Here is a 21,699-nt window from a genome sequence, read left to right on the forward strand (position 1 = left end):
CTGCTGGCCGGTAGGGGCTTTGATGTCGATAAGACCGATCACTTATTCGTTCATCCCGCCACACAACATTACATAATCGAAGGTGACACGCAGGGGGCCTTGCCCGGCAGCCCGCTGAATCGCTTCTTCCGGCACGCCCCAGGAGAGCGGGGTCATGCGGAGAAGATGCTCCAAGGCTTCTCCGGCGACGAGCATGTCGTATTCCACATGCTGAACATCCACGCTGGCAAAATTCCTGCCGAACAATTCGGCGGTACGACCGGTAACAGGAACGAGCCGTCGGGTGGTGCTGTCGGCAGCAGGAGACGGGCGGTCGATTGTGCATCCGTCGGTAAACCCCTCGGCAGGAGACGGCCGGTTTGCAGCCTCACCTTGGAACAAGGCGCGGATTTCCTGCAGATATCGGCTTCCTGGAATGACTTTGATCAACATGCCATCATCCCGGAGTAGGCGCTGGAACTCCTGGTAGTTCGCCGGAGACAAGATGTTCAGGATGACGTCGAACTGCCGGTCGGCAAACGGGCTGCCAGCCAGGTCGGCCGCACACCAGATCGCCGGTGCGCCCGATTTGGCGGCCAGGCGAATCCCTTCTTTGGCGATATCCACGCCCACGCCCAGGATGTCTGGAGCATCCGGCTTCTGCAGGGCAGACAGAATCGCCGCCAAATGGGAGCCCTCGCCGCATCCCGCATCCAAAATGCGTAATTCCCTCGATCGAGAAGGCGCCGTATCCTCAATTTTGTTGCGAATCGCATCGATCAGCGGGTCAAACAAGCCGTGGCGGCTGGTTTCCCGCCGTGAAGTAAACAGGTCTTTGTTGTATTTGGACCGCACGGCGTGCGGAATCAAGTTGATGTAACCGTCCTTGGACAAGTCAAAACAATGCCGACTGCCGCAAATCATGCTGCGAGATCCGTCCATTTTCAATGGGCGGGAGCAGATTGGGCAGCGAAACAGGTGCTCATGCCGGGATATCAGTCCGGCGAGCACGGTTAATTTAGCGTTGTGCACCAAAAACACCCCATTCATTCGTTTTCCGTTTGAATGAAAAAGGCACAGACAAATAAACCCTCGTCAGTATTTTTAAAAAAACGGGGCTTTTGTTATCTGTACCTTACATTAACGGTAACGAATAAACTGAATAATCATGGTTTACACAACCTCTTTCACGCAGGATTTAGGGAGCCTGGAGCCTTAGATCTAAAGGACAGGATCCCGCTCTAGTATAACAAACTTTTCAGAGCCGGGAAAACGATCGCTGGATCTGTCAGGAGAGGAGGTTTAATCCAAGGGGAATTAAGTCAAACTAAGCATACTGGTCCGGAGGAAAAACAGTCCCGGCAGTCTCGTTAACGTCCTTTATTTATTTTTCAGCGGAAAACGTTCCAAACCCTGGCAATCCGGTTGACACAAGCAACTGTAAACCATATAATTACAGTAATAAGGGGGAGCGAAAATGAATAGTGAGTTCAACATTGCCGTCCATTGTTTAACCCTTCTTAGCTTGAAAGAAGAACGAATGGCTAACAGTGAAGAGATTGCCAAGAGTGTCTGCACGCATCCGGCACGGATTCGGAAGGTGCTTGGATTGCTGCGCAAACAGGGGTATGTAACGACCAAGGAAGGTGTCGGCGGGGGCTATTTGCTGAATCCGGGCACCGAGAAGGTCACATTGGGTGATTTGTACCGTCTGCTTGCAAGAGGATCCTTGAAGCCGAGCTGGTGTTCAGGCGGAGAGGAGCTGCCTTGTGAAGTGGCTTCCAATATCGAGGGAATTATGGATCAGATATACAGCGGTGGTGAAGCCGCGCTGGAGCGGTATCTGGATGGCATTACGCTGACGGATGTCATAAAACAGATCGAGGAAGCGGGCAGCGCGGCAAACCCCACGTGATGAACAGAATGGAACGACATGAAGTCCGGCGTAAGCCGGGCTTTTTTGTGCTGTTCCGGAGTACAGCACGAACCTTCGGGTTCGTATATCACTTTAAAGTGCCTTCTTCCCGAAAATCGCTAAATATTGGATAATACGTTTAACCGATTTAGGGAGGGGAGTTATGATGAACGATTTTGTTAAGGTAGAGGTGCTGCATACAGGCCGATTGAAATATGACCGCTCGCTCGCATTTAAGCAACTGGACAGCATACCTCCGGTGAATCAGCGGGGCGAATCCTTCCAGTCCGAGGTTCCGCTGTCCAGCTATTTGATTGAGCACCCCAGTGGACGGCGCGTTGTCGTCGATGCCGGATGGCATGAGGATATACGAACCCGACCGGAGCAGCACCTGGGCAGCGATTTATGGCAGTTCATCGAATACGATTTGCCTGCCGGCAGCTCTGTCAGGGAACAGCTGCAGGCGCGCGGGCTTACCCCGAAAGATATTGAGCTTGTTGTCATCAGCCATCTGGATGTCGATCATATCAGCGGCCTTGGGCTGCTGAAGGGTGCGGGGCGTTTTCTCGTCAGCCAGCCGGAGTGGGAGTTTGCGGCCGTAAGCCAGGAGGCGTGGCACCGGGAAGTGCCCGTAACGCCGTTTGCTCTCGAGCCGATTCCCTACGGCCCGTATCAATCGGGTCTGGATGTATTCGGCGACGGCTTGCTGTATCTGGTTCATACCCCGGGACATACTCCAGGACATTTGTCTATTTTGGCCAAAGTAGAGAAAGGGTGGCTGCTCCTGGCTTCCGATGCTGGGTATGCGGAGAGATCCTGGCAGGAGATGATTCTGCCGGGGATTACATCGGATCCGGATCAGGCGATGAAATCGCTGCAGTGGGTGCGGGATTTCGCCGGGAGAGAGGACTGCGTTGCGGCGCTGGCCCATCATGAGGCGAAGCCGATTCCTATGCGGTTTTAAATGTCCGGGCAACAGACTTGATGCAGGAGAGCATATCCCTTTTCTTGGAAAACGGCAGCGGGTGCGTTATATTGGACATAAAACGCATTCGAAAAACATTCCAAAGGAGAAGGGCTATGTGCAGAAATATCAAAACGCTGTTTAATTTTGATCCGCCGGCTACCGATGAAGAGATTCAGGCTGCGTCCCTGCAGTATGTGCGCAAGCTGTCAGGCTTCCAGAGCCCGTCGAAGGCGAATGAGGAAGCTTTTAATCTGGCGATAGCGGAGGTCGCCGCGGCATCCAGGAAGCTGCTGGACTCCCTGGTTACGAACTCCAGTCCCCGTGACCGCGAGATCGAGGCTCAGAAGGCGAAAGAGCGGTCGGCGAAGCGATTCGGAACGGCAGAGGCGTAAGCGGCGGGGTTAGGCAGTGCGAGGCTTAGGCGGCAGTAGTCAGTAATGGGCGCATGCTTGGACCAAGCTGGAATGAAGAAGCCATAGGTTACGCCAAAGCCCATGATCTGAGGCAAGACCGGTCCCGGCTAAAGTAAAGTGAGCCTGCCATGTAGATCGACGCCGCACCGAAGACAAACCAAAGACAAGCTGTAGACAAATCGAAGAACGCCCCGGAATTTTCCGGGACGTTCTTTGTTCTGCCTCTATCGACAGCAGGAAGACAGGGGATTCAGACCGTTAACGGCTGGTTTTTAAGCACCGCCTGCCACTTTTCGTACAGCTCCCGCGGCTTGCCGGATTCCAGCAGCGCCTTGCCCGTATACAGGCCTTCCTCAACAGACTGCACCCGATCCGCCAGATGCAGGCGCACTGCCGCGTTCAGCAGCACCTGATACATAAAAGCCATATTGCCCTTGCCCTGCAGCACCTGGCCGGTGACCGCCGCCTGCTCGGCTGGCGTCCAGTCGACCTCTGGCAGCGGCGTATCCAGGCCAAAGCTCTCCGGATCGATGATCTGGAGCGAAGCCTCCCCGTGTTCGATCCGGTAGGTTCGGGTCGGGCGGTGGATGTACAGCTCATCCGAGCCTTCGCTTCCCTGGATAATCAAGGCCCGCTCATAGCCGAGGTTCATGATGAGCCGGCCGAGCCGGTCAAAGACCGTGTTATGGTACACCCCGAACGTTAAGAAAGGGGAGTGCCCGTAATCCGCAAACTTCTCGGCCGTGTTGAGCACGGTCCGCATGCCGAGCTCTTCGCGAATGGGGCGAAGCTTCGCCAGCGGAGGGCACCAAGTCTCGGCATGGGCGTACAGTACGCCCGTCTGACGCGCTGCTTCCAGGCACAGCTCCCTGGACAGCGACGGATCGGAAATACCCATTGCGGCAAACACATCGGCCAGCGTCATCCCCCACTTCGGCGGAAGGGACGCCGACCCGTGCAAGGTAACAGGCAGCCCTGCGGCAGCCAGCACAAAAGAGGTGGCGATCGTGGATATAAAGGACGACTTCCGCCCGTCATACGGGCCGGCGCAGTCGATGCCCTGAGGAAGGTCCGAACGGGCGGCGTGTTTGCGCAGGACCGACACGAAGGCTTCCAGCTCTTCTACGCTTTCCATTTTGATGCGTTCGGCGATAAAAAACGCCCCGATCTGGGCGGGCGTGGCGGTTAAACCGAGGATCGCTTCAGCCGCCTGGAGGGCTTCCTCATAGGTCAGGTCACGGGCGCCCCGCTTGCCCCGGCCGACTTCTTTTAATAAATGGATCATGATTTCTTGGCACCTCCCGAACCGGATTCCTGAAGCAGCTGATACAGCTTGACGATGGAGGTCGCGACATCCACCATCCGTTTCCGTTCATTCATCGCCTGCTTGCGCAGGACGTCATAGGCTTCGGATTCCGATATATTTTTGAGTTCGCACAGAATCCCCTTGGCCATATCGATCCACTTTCGTTCTTCAATGCGGGCGAGAAGCTGCTTGCGCTCGTTCTTCCACTGCTGCCGCTCATAAAAGTGGGCGGAGCTGAAATGCAGCGACCAATGCAGCTCGTGCGCTTTCATGGTCGGAAATAAAAGCCCGTCAATAATAACATCATCCTCACATGCCTCGAGGGACATGGAAGCGGCCGTATCGCTGCACCACCAAAGAACCGGCGTTTGTTTGTGTTTCTCGAGCTTGCCGCACCAAGCCTTGATCTCGGAGACCGGAAGGTGAAGCACCGCACCGTCCGCATCTCCGATTCCGGCGATCGCCTGCTCTTCGTTGCGTGCTAGATGGACTTGGTACCCGTAGGAACGAAGGATGTACTCCGGCAGAAGCGTCCTGCTATCTGAATCACTTCGCTCTGAAGGAGGGGTCTGGCGGTGGATAACCAGCAATGAACGCATGCATAGACGCTCCCTTCTTAATTCAGTCCAGTCAGAGTTTAAGATGAGTGCAACAGATTTGTATGTTAATTTATATAACATAAAACAAGGTGACATGTCGATAACCAAATGAAATTGTGTTTTCATGTTAAATATGTTGACAAATGCTCGGGGAATAGTGTATATTTCCCTCAAGAACTTGATAACAGCCGGATACAACGGTGTATCCTTTATAGCGGCAATGAAGCCTGCTTTCGACTCCTGAACCAGAGTGCGTCCACTCTGTCCGGGGCCTGAAGGCGGGCTTTTCTGGTTTTTGGTACAAGATTCAGAAGATTGGACTATTGAGGGGAGCGGAAGAGACATGGCGACGAAAAAGCTGGTCATGGTCGGTAACGGGATGGCGGGGGTAAGAGCGCTGGAGCATCTGCTGAAGCTGGCGCCGGATGCGTACGAAATCACGATTTTCGGGGCGGAGCCTTATCCCAACTACAATCGGATCATGCTGTCATCGGTCCTTGCGGGCGGTGCGGATATTCAGGAAATTGTGATCAACGACTGGGACTGGTACAAAGAAAACCGGATTCAACTATATGCCGGGCACATGGTGACCCGAATCGATACGAAAAACCGCGTCGTTTACTCCGATCAAGGTGCAGAGGCGAAATATGACGTGCTGATTATGGCGACGGGCTCCAATCCGTTCATGCTCCCGCTTCCGGGCGCAGATAAGGAAGGGGTAATCGCCTTCCGGGATATCAAGGACTGCGAAATGATGATGGAGACGTCTAAAAAGCATAAAAAGGCCGTGGTCATTGGCGGCGGACTGCTGGGGCTCGAAGCGGCGAGAGGGCTGCTGCACCTCGGCATGGATGTCTCGGTCGTCCATATCCATCCTTATTTAATGGAGCGTCAGCTGGACGAAACCGCATCACGGATGCTGCAGCGGGAACTGGAAGCCCAAGGGATGACGTTTCTGCTGAGCAAGCATTCCGAGTCCATTATGGGGCGCAAGCGGGTCAAGGAGCTTCGCTTTACCGACGGCACCCGGGTCGACGCCGATTTGATTGTCATGGCGGTCGGCATCCGGCCGAATGTGGCCTTGGCGAAGTCCGCCGGAATTGAGGTCAACCGGGGCATCGTCGTCAACGATTATATGGAAACGAACATTCCCAGCATCTATGCCGTAGGGGAGTGCGCGGAGCATCGTGGCATCGCCTACGGACTGGTCGCTCCCCTGTATGAACAAGGGGCTGTGCTCGCCAAACGGCTTGCGGGCGTCGATACCGCCGGTTATGCCGGCTCCGTGACTTCCACCAAATTGAAAGTGTCAGGCGTAGATGTATTCTCCGCGGGTCATTTTGCCGAGCCGGAGGGCACCAGGGCTTTGCGTTACCAAGATGAAGTGGAGGGCGTGTATAAAAAGATCGTCATCCACGACGACCGTCTCGTCGGCGCCGTTTTGTTCGGGGACACAGGCGACGGCTCCAAGCTGTTCTCGCTGATGAAGAGCCGGGAATCGGTCAAGGGCCGGGAAAAGGAGCTGCTGCTCGGCTTCACCGCCGGCGCCGGATCTTCCGTATCGCCGGAAGAACGGCTGGCCAGTCTGCCGGATGACGAAATCATCTGCGGCTGCAACGGCGTCACCAAAGAGACGATCAAGGACGCGATCCTGAACAAAAATTGCACGACTGTATCCTCGGTCAAAGCGTGCACGAAGGCGTCTGGGTCCTGCGGCGGCTGCAAGCCGCTGGTCGAGGGACTGGTTCAGCTCTATGCGGGTGATGCGGCAGGAGAGCCGGTCAAAGAAGGCATATGCGGCTGCACAACACTGAACCGGGACGAAATCGTCGCAGAAATCTCCCGGATGGGACTGAAGTCTATCAAAGAAGTGATGAACGTGCTGGGCTGGAACAATCCCGAAGGCTGCTCCAAATGCCGTCCTTCGCTGAACTACTATTTGGGTATGCTGTTCCCCGAGTCTTATAAGGATGAAAAAGAATCCCGGTTCACCAACGAGAGATACCACGGGAACATTCAAAAGGACGGAACCTATTCCGTGGTGCCGCGGATATATGGTGGCGTCACTTCTCCGTCCGAGCTGAAGAAAATCGCCGAGGTCGCCGAGAAATTCGACGTGCCGATGGTCAAGATCACCGGCGGGCAGCGGATCGACCTGCTTGGCGTCAAAAAGGAGGATCTCCCGAAAATGTGGGAGGAGCTCGACATGCCTTCCGGTTATGCTTACGGCAAAGCGCTCCGCACGGTCAAAACCTGCGTCGGTTCCACCTTCTGCCGGTTCGGTACCCAGGACTCCATCGGCATGGGCATCCGGCTTGAAAAAGAGCTGGAACGTCTGAGTACACCGGCCAAGGTGAAGCTGGCCGTATCGGGATGTCCGCGGAACTGCGCGGAAGCGACGATTAAGGATTTCGGCGTGGTCGCCATCGATGGCGGCTGGGAGCTGCATGTCGGCGGCAACGGCGGCGTGCATGTGCGGGCAACCGAGCTGCTCTGCGTCGTGAAGACGGAGGATGAAGTGGTCGAATGGGCGAGTGCCTTTATTCAATATTACCGCGAGCATGCGCAGTGGAATGAACGGACTTCGGTCTGGATTGAGCGGGTCGGGCTGGACAGCGTGAAGAAGGCGCTGGAGAAGAAGGAAGACCGCGAGGCTCTCCATGCGCGGCTGAAACTGGCGCTCAGCACGCAGAAGGATCCGTGGAAGGAGATTTTGTCCGACAAGGAACTCCGCAAAAACTTTGAACCTCTGCCGAATGCAGAGCCTGTGAAGAACTAAGGGGGAAACGGGATGGTTAAGCATCTGATCGGAAACATATCGGAAATCGATCCGAAAGGATCGCGGACGGTGGTGCTGGAGGGGACGGAGATTGCCTTGTTCCGCTTAAGCGACGGGGATATTTTGGCGGTGGAGAACAAGTGCCCGCACAAAGGAGGAAAGCTCTCCGAAGGCATGGTGTGCGGCAAAGATGTGCATTGTCCGCTGCACGACTGGAAAATCGACCTGCGCAGCGGTTGCGTGCAGGAGCCGGATACCGGCAAGGTCAGCACCTATGAGGTTGAGGTGGATCCGGTAAGCGGGGCGATTTATTGCCTGACGGAATCTTAAGCGAGAGGGAGGAGGAGCAGCCGATGGATTACGTAAAACCAGGCGAAGTTCTAAATGACATGATTGAGGGAGGCGCGAACAAAGCGAAGCTGAGTCCGGGGCAAATGCTGGTGCGCAGCATGCTCGCGGGGGCAATTCTGGCCTGTGCCACGACGCTGGCCTTTACCGCTTCATCCCAAACGAATATTCCGATGGCCGGTGCGCTTATTTTTCCCGTGGGCTTTGTGATTATCGTGCTGCTCGGGCTGGAGCTGGTGACAGGGAGCTTTGCGCTCATTCCGCTAGCGGTAATGCAGAAAAAGGCCTCGGTCCGCTCCATGCTTGGCAATTATGGATGGGTCATCCTCGGCCATGTGATCGGCTGCCTGGTCTATGCGGTGCTGTACGGCCTGACCATTACCAAGATGGGGCACGACATGAGCAGCCCGCTTGTCCAGACGATCATCAAGACGAGCGAAGCAAAGACGCTGGCCTATAAGGAGCTCGGCGGCGAAGGCCTGCTGCTGGTCGTGATCAAGGCGATGCTGTGCAACTGGATGGTGACGCTGGGCGTGGTCATGGCGTTTACGTCCAAGTCTACCGCTGGAAAAATCGCAGCGATGTGGCTGCCGATCCTCATCTTTTTCGGCCAGGGATTCGAGCATGCCGTCGTCAATATGTTCGTCATTCCGGCCGGGATGATGCTGGGCGCCAACGTCAGCTTTGCCGATTGGTGGCTGTGGAACCAGATCCCCGTGCTGATCGGCAACTTCATTGGCGGCGCTTTGTTTACGGGCGTGGCGTATTACGTGTCCATCCGCGGATTTGGCAGAAGCAAGTCCGGCGCGATCGGATCGGCCGGGGCCCGCGGCTCCATGGAGGCGGCGGCTGTGTCTGCCGAACGCGGCCGATGAAGCCGGGCATGGTGTCCATCGTCGGCGCCGGTCCCGGTGATCCGGAGCTCATTACGGTAAAGGCGCTCCGGCGGATCCAGGAGGCGGATGTCATCTTGTATGACCGCCTGGTAAACAAGGAACTGCTTGGGTACGCGAAGAAGGGCGCCGCGCTCGTCTACGTCGGCAAGGCGCCGGGGCAGCATGCGGTGCCGCAGGCGGAAATTCATGAGCAGCTCGCCGCTTTCGCCCTGAAGGGCAAGCAGGTCGTGCGGCTGAAAGGCGGCGACCCGCTGATCTTCGGCCGCGGCGGCGAAGAGGCACAGGAGATGGCGCTGCGCGGCATCCCGTACGAGTTCGTGCCGGGCGTGACCTCGGCGATCGGCGCCGCCTCGTCGGCGGGCATCCCGTTGACCCATCGGGGGCGGAGCGCCTCGGTCGCCTTCGTCAGCGGCTCGAGCTGCGCCGGCCGGGAGCAGGGTCCCCGCTGGGACCTGCTTGCCCAGGGCGTCGACACCCTGGTCGTGTACATGGGTGTCGCCGGCATGGCCGATATCTGCCGCGAGCTGATCGCTCACGGCCGGCCGCATTCGGCCCCGGCTGCGATCGTCGAGCAGGGGACGAGCGAGCAGGAGCGGGTCATTACCGGCACGGTGGGCAGCATCCACAAGCTGGCTACCCTCATGCACGTCAAAAACCCGGCCTTGCTCATTTTCGGCGAGGTGGTGCATGTGCGGGAGCAGCTGCTCCGCCTGGCCGAGGAGGCTGAGGAGCGGATCGGGTAACTTTAGGAAAGCCGTGAGAAGGGACAGCCGAAGGGGGTTCCGGTCTAAACCAGCGGCTGACTGAAAAACAACGGAAGAACCGTCGTTTAGCAGGCAAGGACTGCCTAACGGCGGTCTTTTTTTGTTTATTTGGCCTCCTGGTGATGGGCGTTCCTGAGAACCAGGTTATCTTTTTTTGAAAAAAGTGAACTTCATTTAAAACCGTTCCGTGCTTTCCACAGTCTTTTTAGAGTATAGACTTTTAAATATTCAGCGGAGCTGAAGGTCTATACTCGCAGGACAAACTTCCTCAAATCGCGGTCTGTCTTCATTGGAAGTATGACGATAGATGTTTGTCTTGGATATACAGACGCTGGCAGGGCCGGCGAAGGGGAGAGGGAAAGGGGTCTGACGATGGAACAAACCGAGCTGGCCGCTGCAGCATGCCGCGGGGACGAGCAGGCTTTTCATATCCTGGTGTCCAGGCAGCAGAGGCGCTTGTACGGCATTGCCTACAGCTATCTGCATCATGAGCAGGATGCGCTTGAAGCGGTGCAGGAAGCGGTATGCCGGGCCTGGATCAAATGCGGAAAGCTGAAGGATCCGGGAGCGTTTATCCCGTGGCTGATCCGGATCCTGATCAACTGCTGCGTGGATGAGCAGAAGCGCAAGAAGAGGGTGACGCCGCTTCCGGACCATGCGGACATCCGGTCGAACGAAATGATCAGCGACAGCAAAATCGATCTGGAGCGCGCCCTGGACCGTATGAAACCGAAGTACAGGCACGTGTTGATGCTGAAATATTATGAGGACATGACCTTAACCGAAATCGCCCGGGTGCTGGACCGGCCGGAGGGCACGGTGAAAACATGGCTGCATCAAGGTCTCAAGCAGCTGCGGGGAAAAATGGAGACAGGAGGCGAGTTGTTTCATGGGTGAGGAAAAGGAGCGTCTGCTGGAGCAGTACTTTCAGTCCGCGGCCATTGCGAGCCGGCGGATCCCAGAGCCGCTGCTGGAGGAAGCAGTGGCGGCCGGCCTGAACCGCGGCAAGCGGATCAGGCGCAGCCGGGCGATCATGCGCCGGTCTGCGTTTTTCATTGGGACGGTGGCGGCAGCGGTGATACTTGGGATCGGGATCGCATTTCCGCAGGCCTACAGCCTTTCCGGGTTGGAAGGTTTGGCGGCTAATCTGATAGGCAGAGCGGAGATTCCCGATTATGTCGAGCAGCTGGCCGGGGATCGGGGGATTTTGCGGGAAGCGCTGGACGACGGGAAATACCAGGCGGTCACTCGGACGGCTTCCTATGGCGGGTTCCAGGTTACGGTGGACGGCATGCTGACGGACCTGAACCATGTCGTCCTGTTCTATACGTCCCGCAGCGATGCCGGGGAGCGGATTACGCCGGATTCGCCAAGGCTGTTCACCCTGGGATATGATCCATTGAATGCCATCCAGTTCATGGCAGGCTCACAGCAGTTTAAAGGCGTTACGGAAGAGGGCGGGATCTATCATGACATGATCATTTTTGATCTCCCCCTAGGCGAAACGCTGCCGTCCGAGTTTTATTTGGCCGGTCGCTGGCGGAACGAAGGGAGTCGGATCCCCCAAGACGAGTGGCTGGAAGTAAAGATCCCGGTCAAGGTCAATCGGCTGGCTGTTCTGGGGCGGGACATTGATGTCAACCGGACACTGGACTTCGACGGACAGAAAATCAAGGTGGCGACCGTGAAGCAGGTTGTGCAACAGCTGGAGGTCACCTTGCTGGCCGATCCGTCTAACGATAAGCGTGCAGAGAGAATGAATGGGCTGATGCTGTATAACAACCGGAAGGGAGGGTACACCGCGTATAACCTCGTTACGATGACTTCGAACGGAGAGGGGTGGAAATTGGGTTACCTGGCGCCAGAATACCAGCGCGGCGATCCGCTCATTTTAACAGGAAAAGGGCTGGAAACGGCATTTGAAGGCGAGAAGAAGATGGTGATTAACACCGCGACGAAAACGCTGGTTCAAGCTCCGGACAGCCGCCTGCAGCTTAAGAGCATCGAACGGTCAGGCAGCTTTATCCGGATCCGGACCGCGATCCAAACCCCACTGCAAGGCATGGCTTACGTGGCACGGCCGAAGAACGACTTTAAGGATGCGAAGGGGGCCGTCTATTCCCTTCCGCAGGATGGTGAAATCCATGAAAGGTGGCACAGCAGCGGGGAGTGGAGCGAATATTATTTTGATATTCCGGCCAGCCAGTACGCCCAGCCGCTCACATTTGACCTGAGGGATTACCCCGGAGGACTGATACAGCAGGATTTTAAAATCGAGATCAAGTAAGCTTCACGATGAGAAGGGCTCTGCCGCGGCGCAGGGCCTTTTCCACTGGAGTCGGTAAACGTTTTAGATCATAAAAGATGAATTGCGTGAACCACATCTCATTTTATTCCTATTGTACTCATCGGATTAATATTCTATAGTAAGGTCAAAGACCCCTATCTCTTCTTTAAAGGACGGTGAACCCCCGATGAAGGAAATTCCGGAACCCTATGTCAAAGCGAATCAGACTGGCATCGTGCTGTTTGTGATCCTGACTGCCGTGTTCAACCAGCCATACATTTTGCTGGCCCTGTGGATCATTCAGGTGCTTGGATTGCTGACAGGGAAAAATGCGTTCGTGCTCCTGGCCAAACCGTTTCTGCGTGTCCAAGGCAAACCGACTCAGGCGCTGGAACTGCAGCGGTTCAACAATGTGCTGGCCGTGCTGTTCCTGACGCTGTCGCTGCTCTTTTTTGCGCTGCAGCTGCCGGTGCTCGGCTATATTTTTGCGGCGATGCTGTTTCTGGCGGCATTCGTGGCGCTGTGCGGGTACTGCATCGGCTGTACGGTGTATTTTCAATACAAGCAGTTTAAGGCGAGAAGACGGATTCATTCATAAACGGGTTTAATATACAGGGTAAGTGACCGCCCACCGGTCCGTTCGTTTCCATACCATCGAGGCGCTCGCAGGAGCGCTTTTTTGCTGTGCCCCTTCTTCATCAGCCGCAGGCAGTCGCCGAGAATAAAATAGGGTAATATATAGAATGAACTACAGAAATGAATCTATAATGAATTCAGATGAGGATCCTATTTTTGAATGGACAAGGAGTGGTGAATGGTGAACCCGGAAAATAAAAGCTTCTTCTATACAGGTACATACGCCCCTGAGGCGGAAAAGGGGATATTCCTCTGTTCCCTCGACACGGAAACCGGGGAAATGGCCGTCGTGAACGGCCTGCCCGGCATTGCCAATCCCTCGTATCTGACGCTGAACGCGGCGGGGGACCGGCTGTATGCGGTGAGCGAAACGGGAAGCGGCGAGATCTTCGCCTATTCGATCGACAACGAAACCGGCGAGCTGCATCTGCTGGACCGGATGACGACGGAAGGGGCGGACCCCTGCTATGTCTCCTTGACCCGGGATGGGCAGTTTGCGATGGTGTCCAATTATTCCAGCGGGCATATCAATGTGTTCCGGATCGGCGAAACCGGCGGGCTGGCGGAGATGAGCTCCATCGTCAAGCACAGCGGGCGCAGCATCCGGGACGACCGGCAGGAGGGGCCGCATCCGCACTCGATTTTTCAGGATCCGGAAGGTAGGTTTGTGCTGGTCTGCGACCTGGGGCTGGATGAAATCGTACTCTACCGCCTGGAAGACGGCAAGCTGGTGACCCATGGGGAAGTAAAAACGACGCCGGGAGCGGGACCGCGCCACTTTGATTTTCATCCGTCCGGTAAGTGGGCGTACGGCATTAACGAGCTCGACAATACGGTAACGGTGTTTGCCTATAACGGGCAGACCGGGGAGTTGAAAGTGCTGCAGAACGTATCTACGCTGCCTGAGGATTTTACCGGGGAGAGCTTCTGCGCCGACATCCATATTTCCCCTTGCGGGCGTTTCCTGTACGGGTCCAACCGGGGAGATGACAGCATCGTCCTGTTCCATATCAACGAGTCGACCGGTGAAGTGACCCCGGTGGATTGGGTATCGACAGGCGGCGAGTTTCCGCGCAATTTCGCGATCATTTCGGGATACCTGATAGCAGCAAACCAGAATACCGGCAATATGCTGTCGTACAAGATCGATTCGGATTCCGGGCGTTTGACCCCGACCGGCTTTGCGCTGGAGCTGCCGAAGCCGGTATGCATTCAGCAGTGGGTGAAGGGCGAATAGCAGGCTAATTTCTTAACAACCAAAACCAGGGTTCCATTTTATGGTTCCCCTGGTTTTTTTGTTGTGATACATTGGGTTTAAGCTCCATTGCAAATTTCTGATATGACGGAGCGATGAGAGGGGAATAGGATGAGGAAGTTCCGATGGCTCGATTACGCGATTGTGTTTGTCCTCGTTTTTGGTCTGGGGATCATCAATATCGTCCCGCCGGCCAATTATGCTGCCATTGTGGCCAGTCTCGCCGTATCCGCAATGCTGGTCAGTCTGGTGGTCGGCACTGTCACGAACCTGGTGTTCAGGTCTAGAAAGAGAAATTGATTTTTGTGAAAAAAAGGTTTGACAGGTACGTTTCGGCTCACTACAATATAGCCATATAACATACTAATCAGGTAGGAATAATTACAAATTGCAGTTCTCACCGTACGGACGGAGGAACCTCTGGAACAGGAGCAGACAGGTCGATACATGACCGGTTTGTCTGCAGGCTGTGCCGGATTTTCCTCTGTCCTTTTTTGCTTGGCGAACACCGGCCAAACCGACAATTTCACGATAAATCATGGTCAGGCCGTACATTTTATCACTGGGGAGTGGGTCATATGGTACACGTATGGAGAAGAAAACAAATCGTAAGGCGGGGAGTGAGCGCAGGGCTGGCACTGCTGCTGACTGCTGCGCTAGCGGCCTGCGGAAATGGAAGCGGCAACGGCAGTACGGACAAAGAGGCGGGGGGCACCACCGAAGGGAAAAGCACGGAGGCGCAGGCGGACAGCTCGGCCAAACCGGTTGAACTGCTGAACGTCTCCTATGACCCGACACGGGAGCTGTACGAGAACTACAACAAGGCGTTTGCGGCCTATTGGGAAAAAGAAAAGGGCCAGAAGGTCACAATTAAGCAGTCGCATGGCGGCTCGGGGGCGCAAAGCCGTTCCGTTATCGACGGACTCGAAGCGGATGTGGTCACGTTGGCGCTCGGCTATGACATCGATGCGATACAGAAGAAAGGCCTGATCAATGAAGGCTGGGAAAGCAAATTCGAGCACAACAGCACGCCGTACAGCTCGACGATCGTGTTTCTGGTGAAAAAGGGCAACCCGAAGAACATCAAGGATTGGGGCGATCTGATCAAAGGCGACGTGGAAGTCATCACGCCGAATCCGAAGACATCGGGCGGCGCCCGCTGGAATTACCTGGCGGCGTGGGGCTATGCCTTGAAGCAAAACAATAACGACGAGGCCAAAGCGCAGGAGTTCGTCAAGGAACTGTTCAAGCACGTACCCGTGCTCGACACCGGCGCCCGCGGAGCGACGACAACCTTCGTAGAGCGCGGCATCGGCGACGTGCTGCTTGCCTGGGAGAACGAGGCCATGCTGTCGGTCAAGGAGCTGGGTCCGGACAAATTCGACATCGTCTATCCGTCGGTCAGCATCCTTGCCGAACCGCCGGTCGCCGTCGTTGACAAAGTCGTGGATAAGCGCGGAACCCGCGAGGTAGCCGAAGCTTACCTGAAGTACCTGTACTCGGAGGAAGGCCAAACGATCGCCGCGGAAAACTTCTACCGGCCGACACTGGATAGCGTCAAGGAGAAGTTCAAGGATAAATTCCACGACATCAATCTGTTCACGCTGCAGGATGTGTTCGGAACGTGGGATGAGACGCAGAAGAAGCATTTTAGCGACGGAGGCATTTTCGATCAAATTTATACGCCTGGCAGCTGATCGGCGCACACAAGGCCGAAGGCAGGAAAGGATGAACCGTCATGAGTCAAGTGAATGCGGCCCGGCGGAGGGTGCTGCCGGGTTTTGGGCTGACGCTGGGATACAGCGTGCTGTATTTGAGCCTGGTGGTGCTGATCCCGCTGTCGGCGCTCCTCCTAAATTCCACAGGGCTGGACTGGGACAAATTTTGGCATGTGGCTACCGACCCGCGGGTGCTGGCCTCTTACAAGATCAGCTTTTTGACTTCGGCGGCGGCCGCCCTGATCGATTCGATCCTGGGGCTGCTGATCGCTTGGGTGCTGGTGCGTTACGAGTTTCCCGGTAAAAGGCTGTTTGACGCACTGATCGACCTGCCCTTTGCGCTTCCGACCGCGGTAGCGGGGGTCGCCCTGACTGCGCTCTACTCGCAAAACGGCTGGATCGGCTCGCTGCTGGAGCCGCTGGGCATCAAGGTGGCCTTTACGCAGCTGGGCATTACGATCGCGCTGATGTTCATCGGCATTCCGTTCGTTGTGCGGACTGTGCAGCCTGTGCTGCAGGATGCGGAGCGGGACGCTGAAGAAGCAGCCGCCACGCTCGGGGCGAAGCGATTCCGGACGTTTCGGACCATCATTTTGCCGGAGCTGATTCCGCCGCTCCTGACGGGTTTTGCCCTGGCGTTCGCGCGCGGCATCGGGGAATACGGCTCGGTCGTATTCATTTCCGGCAATATGCCGCTGAAGACGGAAATCGCCCCGCTGCTCATCATGTCAAAGCTGGAGCAGTACGATTATGCCGGCGCCGCCGCTGTAGCGATCCTGCTGCTGCTGATCTCGTTTCTGCTGCTGCTCGTCATCAATTCGCTGCAGCGGTGGACACGGCGCTCGGTGCGTTAATGCCCCGCCCGGGTTTAACCCGGCCCGGACTATCCCCTATGCTCAAGTGTCACTAAGAAAAGGAGGGCTTCCCAATGGCAGGTACCGTGCCCATGACTTCCGTTCAAACGAGTGCCCAGGCTTCTCCGGCCACGACGGAAGCGGCCTGGGTGAAATGGCTGCTGATTACGGCGGCTGGGCTGGCGATGCTCTGGCTGATCGTGCTGCCGCTGCTCATCGTCCTTACCGAGGCGCTCAAAAAGGGATGGGATGTGTACGTCGCGGCTCTCGCCGATCCAGACGCGCTGTCCGCCCTGAAACTGACGCTCATCGTTGCGCTGGTGACCGTTCCGCTGAACACGGTGTTCGGCATCGCCGCGGCCTGGGCCATTACTAAATTCAAGTTTCGCGGCAAAGGGGCGCTGATCACGCTGATCGACCTGCCCTTTGCGGTGTCGCCCGTCATCGGAGGGCTGATCTTTGTGCTCGTGTTTGGGGCCAACGGCTGGTTCGGCCCCTGGCTGAGCGACCACGATATCAAAATCATCTATGCCGTGCCGGGCATCATCCTGGCGACGCTGTTCGTGACCTTTCCCTTCGTGGCGAGGGAATTAATCCCGCTGATGGAGGACCAGGGCACCCAAGAGGAGGAGGCGGCCGTAACGCTGGGCGCGCGCGGCTGGCACGTATTCACCCGGGTGACCCTGCCGAATATTAAATGGGGCCTCCTGTACGGGATGATCCTGTGCAACGCCCGTGCTATGGGGGAATTCGGGGCGGTGTCGGTCGTCTCCGGGCACATCCGCGGACAGACGAATACGCTGCCTCTGCATGTTGAAATTTTGTATAACGAATACCAATTCTCGGCGTCGTTTGCGGTGGCGTCGCTGCTCCTGCTGCTGGCGCTGGTCACTCTTCTTTTTAAAAGTTGGCTGTCGTGGAAAAATGCTCATTGACAGCGATTTTACCCGCGTGATAATGTTAAACCATACTAATTTGGTTGGAAAAGAAGGATTATTATTACATTCATCCCCAATGGCTCATATTCCTTAAAATCCAGGAACTAAAGGAGGCGTCAATTGTGGCAAAACCTCTTATCGTTGATGAAGTATGGAAGGAACGTATTGCGAGTCAGCTGAACGATATGGAATTCGGTTCGCTTCACATCGTTGTGCATGAGGGACAGATCGTGCAGATGGAGCGGACGGAACGCAAACGGTTTGAGAACACGCCGGGCAGCTCCGTGAAGGCGGCAGCAAGAGCCGAGCGGAGGACCGGAAGAGAGTCCGGGCTGCGCTAGCCTCGGACGCCCCCGTCAGCATGACGAACGGACAATAAATAACCCCGCTGAATGCCTTACCTTCCATCATGGAAGGGGGCAGGACAGCGGGGTTATTTTTTAGGAGATCAGAAAGTATAGGTTTCGGAGCTTCTGCTTCCTGATCTCGCAAGAAAAACTTCCTCTAGATGCGGTCTGTCTTCTTTGAGCCAACCCTATTCCATAAGTGGAAACGAGGGGGAAGGGCCGCTGGACGCAGGCTCTGGAGACTCAGCGATCCTTCGGATTCTCCTCGTTGTCTTGGGTTACTTCGCGGTGGCCGGCATAGGGCCGGTTCCGGCGGCTGGGCTTGGGGTTCAGGTTAAAGCCGAACAGGAACAGCACCACCTGGACGGCCAGTATGTAAGGTGCCGCGGTCAAACCGAGCAGGTGCAGAAGCGCCACCGCGGCGATGATCAGGGCGAGCAGCCGGTACAGGATGCCCGGCGTATCCCTTCGGGTATCCATGATGACCCAGTACAGGAAGAGCGTGGCCGCGAGGCATGAAATGAGCCGCGTCCACAGCTCAAGGCTTGTCCACGACAAGGCGGCGGCGCCGCTGTCCTGAAAGCCGTTATACAGCTGGATGAACCAATACAGGGTGAGGACCAGAGCGGCGAAAGGAACCGCCGGGCGGATCATTCTCCAGAAGCTGGTGCCCCAGCCGGGATTGTCTATTTTGCGGATCAGCACCGATTGTTCATGAATCCGCCGGTGGATTTCCCGGTCCAGCATTTTCTGCAGCATCAGGAGCCGGGAGAAATCCCGTTCGCGTATGTAAGCATCGATCATGTCCAGCAGCTCCGGAGTCATCAGCGGGGCCGCCTTGCATTCCTGGAGCAGCTGGACAAGCTGGTCCGGCTCCTGGGCGCCGACATGGGCGGCTTCCACTTCTTCGCCAAGGACGCCCTGCGCCCGGCTGTACAGGGCGAGGGTGCGCTGCAGCAGCTCCAGCCGCGCGGCGGCCTCGGCCCTCAAGGAACGGGATGTGCGGATGTACAGCCAGAGGAAGACGATGACCGCGAGCCCAGCTATGATCAAATTTGACTCCGTTCCGGTCAGCCGGTCAAGGCCGGCCTGTAGAGCAAGGGACAACAGCGCCACCTCCCTTCATTCATTATTATTTTATCAAGATCAGGAATTTCAAAGGTGAAGCTGAATCATCCAATGATCGCAAGAAAAACATCCGCTAAATGTGGTCTGTCTCCTGTGAATTTGCATCAACAGCGGTTTTATTTTAACTATTGCATAACCTTTCCGGGATTTCAACAGGTTAACCTTCGCTACTCGAGGTTTGCGGATAATATATGAGGCAGTTCACCCAGCTCCCGCAGCAGGTCCTGCAGCGTCCCGTTATGCTTGGCCCTGGCCTTGATGTTCAGGTGATACAGGCTGCTGTCGCCCGGGTCCTGTTCGAGCTGGTAGGAGGTCACTGCGATTTTCCGCGCCGACAGGCGCTCGAGAATCGGCTTCACGGACTCCTTGTCGTCCAGCTCAAATGAAATGCTGAGCGCTTTGCCGGTTTTGAATATGCTCAGCAGCTCAAGGCCGATCATGACGAGAATGGTGGCGCTGATCCCAGCCGCATACATGCCCGAGCCGATGGTCAGGCCGATGCCGGATGTCGCCCACACACCGGCCGCGGTCGTCAGGCCGCGCACGCTTTTCCGCTCAATAATGATCATGCCTGCACCTAAAAAGCCGATGCCGCTGACAGCTTGGGCGGCGACCCGGCTCGGGTCGAGCGCCACGTGGTCGTGGTCCATAATGTCGAAGAAACCGTACTTGGATACCAGCATAATTAATGCGCTTCCAACCGCAACGAGAAAGTGGGTGCGCAGCCCCGCCTCCTTGGCCCTCAGCTCCCGCTCAAGGCCGATTACGGCTCCAAGCAGGCCGGCCACGGCCAGCCGGACGATAAATTCACCAATCATGTGACAACAGCTCCTCTCCATGCTACAAATGTTTTTGTAACCATCCACCGTCCCTAAGGTACTGCTCCCCAGGTAACATTACCCATTCCGCCCGCCGATGCCAATCGGGATTTTCACCCCCGCCCTGAAATGGGTAAATATTGAGCAAACGATGAGACACGGGAGGCGGAGGTTATGGATTATGGCATGATCACCATAAAATTAATTACGGGATTCATCGGCTTGTGGCTGATGACCCGGGTTCTCGGGAAAAAGGAAATTTCCCAGCTGACCCCCTTCGACTTCGTCTCCTCGCTTATGCTGAGCGAGCTGGTGGGGAATACGGTATACCAGAAGGACGTCCACTATGGCCAGCTCCTGTTCGGACTGGCGGTTTGGTTCATCCTATCGTATTTATTTGAAAAAGTCACCCAGTATGCGCGCCGAACCAGGGGGCCTTTGGAGGGTACGCCTTCCATATTAATACACAACGGGAAAGTGGATATGCGGGAAATGAAAAAGAACCGGCTGGATTTTGAGCAGCTGCGCATGATGCTGCGTCAAAAGGATATTTTTTCCCTGCGCGAGGTTGCTTATGCCATCTTTGAAACGAACGGCTCGCTCAGCGTTCTGAAGAACGCCGATTTTGAAGCGGTCCAAAAACAGGATCTGGATCTGGATTCGGATCCATCCGGCCTGACCTATAATCTGCTGGAGGATGGGGATTATAACGACGATAAATTGCAGCAGATCGGCAGAGACCGGAAATGGCTGGCGGCCATGCTGAAGGAAAAAGGCTTCAGCGATCCCGGCAAGCTGGCCTATGTCGAATGGGAGGAAGGGAAAGGATTATACGTTTTGCAGCATAACCGGGATGGGCAGACGGGGAGCGGACGGCTGCAAAAAGCGGAAGGATAGCATGCGGAAGATAGGTCATGTAGAATAATAACAGGCATAACAGCGAAGGAGACAATAACCTATGGAAACGATCAATGCAATGCATATTACGATATTTGGAGCCAGTGGACAGGTCGGAAAAGCCATCGTTCGTGAGGCGCTGAAGCGCGGGCACGGGGTCACGGCCGTCGTGCGGGATCCCGCCAAGCTGACCGAGGAGCACGAACGGCTGAAGGTGGTGACCGGAAACATTCTGGACCCTGCATCGGTGGCCAGCGTTTGCGAAGGGCAGGACGCGGTCATCAGCGCATACGGTCCGACGTTTGGCGAGGAGCAGGAGCTGCTGGAAGCCGCGCGTTCACTCATCGAGGGCGTACAGCGTGCCGGCGTGAAGCGGCTGCTCATCGTCGGCGGGGCGGGCAGCCTGAAGACCGGTCCGGATACGCTGCTGATGGATACGCCGGAATTTCCGCAGGAGCTGGTGCCGCTGGCCAGGGCGCATGCGGATGCGTACGACATTTACAGACTGTCCGATCTGGATTACAGCTACCTCAGCCCGGCGGCGGTGTTGGAAACCGGACGGCGCACCGGCAACTTCCGGATCGGTATGGACATGCTCATCACCGATGAGCTGGGCAGCAGCCGGATCTCGATCGAAGATCTGGCCGCGGCCCTGATCGACGAAATGGAGGATCCGTATTTCGTCCGCACCCGGTTTACGGTAGCTTACTAGGCCAGCGACGGGGCTACGCGGTCGGGCTGCTTCTATATTAAGCATCCGGGCGGAGGCTGCCTTGGAATGGAACAATACGAGGGTCCCTTTAAAACAGCTGGATGACATCGAAGACAACCCCACATCGGTGGGGTTGTTTCATA

Annotated in this window: 23 protein-coding genes; 18 read left to right on the forward strand and 5 right to left on the reverse strand. The window is 56.2% G+C overall.

Translation table 11 applies throughout. The annotated features are described in order from the left end of the window. Nucleotides 1-42: 42 nt before the first annotated feature. A complete protein-coding gene (locus ABID47_RS20020) occupies nucleotides 43-1,011 on the reverse strand; it encodes a putative RNA methyltransferase (protein ID WP_354499336.1) in 969 nt (322 codons plus the stop codon). A gap of 445 nt (nucleotides 1,012-1,456) precedes the next feature. Here ABID47_RS20020 and ABID47_RS20025 point away from each other — a divergent pair, with 445 nt between their 5' ends. The 3 genes from ABID47_RS20025 (at nucleotide 1,457) to ABID47_RS20035 (ending at nucleotide 3,253) form a co-directional block, all read left to right on the forward strand. After that, nucleotides 1,457-1,894 carry an RrF2 family transcriptional regulator gene (locus tag ABID47_RS20025; protein WP_076172795.1) on the forward strand — a complete coding sequence of 146 codons (438 nt, stop codon included), beginning with the start codon at nucleotides 1,457-1,459 and terminating at the stop codon, nucleotides 1,892-1,894. Nucleotides 1,895-2,057: 163 nt separating this feature from the next. After that, nucleotides 2,058-2,858 (forward strand): N-acyl homoserine lactonase family protein, encoded by an 801-nt coding sequence (locus ABID47_RS20030; RefSeq protein ID WP_354499338.1) that lies wholly within the window; start codon nucleotides 2,058-2,060, stop codon nucleotides 2,856-2,858. A gap of 116 nt (nucleotides 2,859-2,974) precedes the next feature. Continuing rightward, nucleotides 2,975-3,253, forward strand: coding sequence for a DUF2277 domain-containing protein (locus ABID47_RS20035; RefSeq protein ID WP_076172796.1), 279 nt, complete (start codon nucleotides 2,975-2,977; stop codon nucleotides 3,251-3,253). A 271-nt stretch (nucleotides 3,254-3,524) separates the two neighbouring features. Here the strand turns inward: ABID47_RS20035 and ABID47_RS20040 are convergent, their stop codons facing one another. Together ABID47_RS20040 and ABID47_RS20045 are read right to left on the reverse strand one after the other, a co-directional pair. Continuing rightward, on the reverse strand, nucleotides 3,525-4,559 hold the full coding sequence (locus ABID47_RS20040) for an anthranilate phosphoribosyltransferase (RefSeq protein ID WP_354499340.1): 1,035 nt from the start codon (nucleotides 4,557-4,559) through the stop codon (nucleotides 3,525-3,527). Further along, the gene (locus tag ABID47_RS20045; RefSeq protein WP_076172798.1) at nucleotides 4,556-5,179 is read right to left on the reverse strand and encodes an ANTAR domain-containing response regulator; all 624 of its coding nucleotides are present in this window, start codon (nucleotides 5,177-5,179) and stop codon (nucleotides 4,556-4,558) included. The genes ABID47_RS20040 and ABID47_RS20045 overlap by 4 nt, the downstream gene beginning before the upstream one ends. A gap of 343 nt (nucleotides 5,180-5,522) precedes the next feature. Here ABID47_RS20045 and nirB point away from each other — a divergent pair, with 343 nt between their 5' ends. The 13 genes from nirB to ABID47_RS20110 all read left to right on the forward strand — a co-directional run bounded on the left by nirB (nucleotide 5,523) and on the right by ABID47_RS20110 (nucleotide 17,995). Then, nucleotides 5,523-7,958 (forward strand): nitrite reductase large subunit NirB, encoded by a 2,436-nt coding sequence (nirB, locus tag ABID47_RS20050; protein ID WP_354499343.1) that lies wholly within the window; start codon nucleotides 5,523-5,525, stop codon nucleotides 7,956-7,958. A 12-nt stretch (nucleotides 7,959-7,970) separates the two neighbouring features. Continuing rightward, nucleotides 7,971-8,288 carry a nitrite reductase small subunit NirD gene (nirD, locus tag ABID47_RS20055; RefSeq protein ID WP_089549144.1) on the forward strand — a complete coding sequence of 106 codons (318 nt, stop codon included), beginning with the start codon at nucleotides 7,971-7,973 and terminating at the stop codon, nucleotides 8,286-8,288. A 23-nt stretch (nucleotides 8,289-8,311) separates the two neighbouring features. Next, nucleotides 8,312-9,181: a formate/nitrite transporter family protein gene (locus tag ABID47_RS20060; protein ID WP_116232835.1), complete on the forward strand. Its 870-nt coding sequence runs from the start codon at nucleotides 8,312-8,314 to the stop codon at nucleotides 9,179-9,181. A gap of 8 nt (nucleotides 9,182-9,189) precedes the next feature. Then, complete coding sequence (cobA, locus tag ABID47_RS20065; protein WP_435530647.1) at nucleotides 9,190-9,945, forward strand: uroporphyrinogen-III C-methyltransferase; 756 nt, start codon at nucleotides 9,190-9,192, stop codon at nucleotides 9,943-9,945. Between the two features lie 393 nt (nucleotides 9,946-10,338). Then, on the forward strand, nucleotides 10,339-10,863 hold the full coding sequence (locus ABID47_RS20070; RefSeq protein ID WP_354499348.1) for a sigma-70 family RNA polymerase sigma factor: 525 nt from the start codon (nucleotides 10,339-10,341) through the stop codon (nucleotides 10,861-10,863). Then, entirely contained in the window at nucleotides 10,856-12,253 is a 1,398-nt protein-coding gene (locus tag ABID47_RS20075; RefSeq protein WP_354499350.1) for a DUF4179 domain-containing protein, read from the forward strand. The genes ABID47_RS20070 and ABID47_RS20075 overlap by 8 nt, the downstream gene beginning before the upstream one ends. Nucleotides 12,254-12,440: 187 nt before the next feature. Further along, complete coding sequence (locus ABID47_RS20080) at nucleotides 12,441-12,851, forward strand: DUF4395 domain-containing protein (RefSeq protein ID WP_105445708.1); 411 nt, start codon at nucleotides 12,441-12,443, stop codon at nucleotides 12,849-12,851. Between the two features lie 216 nt (nucleotides 12,852-13,067). Next, the gene (locus tag ABID47_RS20085) at nucleotides 13,068-14,126 is read left to right on the forward strand and encodes a lactonase family protein (protein WP_354499352.1); all 1,059 of its coding nucleotides are present in this window, start codon (nucleotides 13,068-13,070) and stop codon (nucleotides 14,124-14,126) included. A 129-nt stretch (nucleotides 14,127-14,255) separates the two neighbouring features. After that, nucleotides 14,256-14,444, forward strand: coding sequence for a hypothetical protein (locus ABID47_RS20090; protein ID WP_200633134.1), 189 nt, complete (start codon nucleotides 14,256-14,258; stop codon nucleotides 14,442-14,444). Nucleotides 14,445-14,722: 278 nt separating this feature from the next. Beyond that, entirely contained in the window at nucleotides 14,723-15,841 is a 1,119-nt protein-coding gene (locus tag ABID47_RS20095) for a sulfate ABC transporter substrate-binding protein (protein WP_354499354.1), read from the forward strand. 41 nt (nucleotides 15,842-15,882) lie between these two features. Next, complete coding sequence (gene cysT / locus ABID47_RS20100; RefSeq protein WP_354499356.1) at nucleotides 15,883-16,716, forward strand: sulfate ABC transporter permease subunit CysT; 834 nt, start codon at nucleotides 15,883-15,885, stop codon at nucleotides 16,714-16,716. Between the two features lie 74 nt (nucleotides 16,717-16,790). Beyond that, entirely contained in the window at nucleotides 16,791-17,651 is an 861-nt protein-coding gene (cysW, locus tag ABID47_RS20105; RefSeq protein ID WP_145161364.1) for a sulfate ABC transporter permease subunit CysW, read from the forward strand. Between the two features lie 125 nt (nucleotides 17,652-17,776). After that, nucleotides 17,777-17,995 (forward strand): YezD family protein, encoded by a 219-nt coding sequence (locus ABID47_RS20110; RefSeq protein ID WP_076172809.1) that lies wholly within the window; start codon nucleotides 17,777-17,779, stop codon nucleotides 17,993-17,995. 249 nt (nucleotides 17,996-18,244) lie between these two features. Here the strand turns inward: ABID47_RS20110 and ABID47_RS20115 are convergent, their stop codons facing one another. Both ABID47_RS20115 and ABID47_RS20120 read right to left on the reverse strand, forming a co-directional pair. Further along, entirely contained in the window at nucleotides 18,245-19,108 is an 864-nt protein-coding gene (locus tag ABID47_RS20115) for a hypothetical protein (protein ID WP_326105669.1), read from the reverse strand. Between the two features lie 188 nt (nucleotides 19,109-19,296). Continuing rightward, on the reverse strand, nucleotides 19,297-19,947 hold the full coding sequence (locus tag ABID47_RS20120; RefSeq protein WP_105445702.1) for an MgtC/SapB family protein: 651 nt from the start codon (nucleotides 19,945-19,947) through the stop codon (nucleotides 19,297-19,299). Nucleotides 19,948-20,121: 174 nt separating this feature from the next. Here ABID47_RS20120 and ABID47_RS20125 point away from each other — a divergent pair, with 174 nt between their 5' ends. Further along, a complete protein-coding gene (locus ABID47_RS20125) occupies nucleotides 20,122-20,844 on the forward strand; it encodes a DUF421 domain-containing protein (protein WP_354499359.1) in 723 nt (240 codons plus the stop codon). A gap of 79 nt (nucleotides 20,845-20,923) precedes the next feature. Continuing rightward, nucleotides 20,924-21,556, forward strand: a complete 633-nt coding sequence (locus ABID47_RS20130; RefSeq protein ID WP_116233127.1) for an NAD(P)-dependent oxidoreductase — start codon at nucleotides 20,924-20,926, stop codon at nucleotides 21,554-21,556. Nucleotides 21,557-21,699: the final 143 nt, after the last annotated feature.

The sequence above is a fragment of the Paenibacillus favisporus genome (genome assembly GCF_040545415.1).
Lineage (GTDB): Bacteria > Bacillota > Bacilli > Paenibacillales > Paenibacillaceae > Paenibacillus_AQ > Paenibacillus_AQ favisporus.

What these genes read in the sequence shown, in the direction of transcription:
- ABID47_RS20090 (WP_200633134.1), top strand. Translation starts at nt 14,256, where the DNA reads ATGAGGAAGTTCCGATGGCTCGATTACGCGATTGTGTTTGTCCTCGTT.
- cobA (WP_435530647.1), top strand. Translation starts at nt 9,190, where the DNA reads ATGGTGTCCATCGTCGGCGCCGGTCCCGGTGATCCGGAGCTCATTACG.
- ABID47_RS20130 (WP_116233127.1), top strand. Translation starts at nt 20,924, where the DNA reads ATGCATATTACGATATTTGGAGCCAGTGGACAGGTCGGAAAAGCCATC.
- ABID47_RS20060 (WP_116232835.1), top strand. Translation starts at nt 8,312, where the DNA reads ATGGATTACGTAAAACCAGGCGAAGTTCTAAATGACATGATTGAGGGA.
- ABID47_RS20125 (WP_354499359.1), top strand. Translation starts at nt 20,122, where the DNA reads ATGGATTATGGCATGATCACCATAAAATTAATTACGGGATTCATCGGC.
- nirB (WP_354499343.1), top strand. Translation starts at nt 5,523, where the DNA reads ATGGCGACGAAAAAGCTGGTCATGGTCGGTAACGGGATGGCGGGGGTA.
- ABID47_RS20035 (WP_076172796.1), top strand. Translation starts at nt 2,975, where the DNA reads ATGTGCAGAAATATCAAAACGCTGTTTAATTTTGATCCGCCGGCTACC.
- ABID47_RS20040 (WP_354499340.1), bottom strand. Translation starts at nt 4,559, where the DNA reads ATGATCCATTTATTAAAAGAAGTCGGCCGGGGCAAGCGGGGCGCCCGT.
- ABID47_RS20095 (WP_354499354.1), top strand. Translation starts at nt 14,723, where the DNA reads ATGGTACACGTATGGAGAAGAAAACAAATCGTAAGGCGGGGAGTGAGC.
- ABID47_RS20080 (WP_105445708.1), top strand. Translation starts at nt 12,441, where the DNA reads ATGAAGGAAATTCCGGAACCCTATGTCAAAGCGAATCAGACTGGCATC.
- cysT (WP_354499356.1), top strand. Translation starts at nt 15,883, where the DNA reads ATGAGTCAAGTGAATGCGGCCCGGCGGAGGGTGCTGCCGGGTTTTGGG.
- ABID47_RS20070 (WP_354499348.1), top strand. Translation starts at nt 10,339, where the DNA reads ATGGAACAAACCGAGCTGGCCGCTGCAGCATGCCGCGGGGACGAGCAG.
- cysW (WP_145161364.1), top strand. Translation starts at nt 16,791, where the DNA reads ATGGCAGGTACCGTGCCCATGACTTCCGTTCAAACGAGTGCCCAGGCT.
- ABID47_RS20025 (WP_076172795.1), top strand. Translation starts at nt 1,457, where the DNA reads ATGAATAGTGAGTTCAACATTGCCGTCCATTGTTTAACCCTTCTTAGC.
- nirD (WP_089549144.1), top strand. Translation starts at nt 7,971, where the DNA reads ATGGTTAAGCATCTGATCGGAAACATATCGGAAATCGATCCGAAAGGA.
- ABID47_RS20075 (WP_354499350.1), top strand. Translation starts at nt 10,856, where the DNA reads ATGGGTGAGGAAAAGGAGCGTCTGCTGGAGCAGTACTTTCAGTCCGCG.
- ABID47_RS20030 (WP_354499338.1), top strand. Translation starts at nt 2,058, where the DNA reads ATGATGAACGATTTTGTTAAGGTAGAGGTGCTGCATACAGGCCGATTG.
- ABID47_RS20120 (WP_105445702.1), bottom strand. Translation starts at nt 19,947, where the DNA reads ATGATTGGTGAATTTATCGTCCGGCTGGCCGTGGCCGGCCTGCTTGGA.
- ABID47_RS20045 (WP_076172798.1), bottom strand. Translation starts at nt 5,179, where the DNA reads ATGCGTTCATTGCTGGTTATCCACCGCCAGACCCCTCCTTCAGAGCGA.
- ABID47_RS20085 (WP_354499352.1), top strand. Translation starts at nt 13,068, where the DNA reads ATGGTGAACCCGGAAAATAAAAGCTTCTTCTATACAGGTACATACGCC.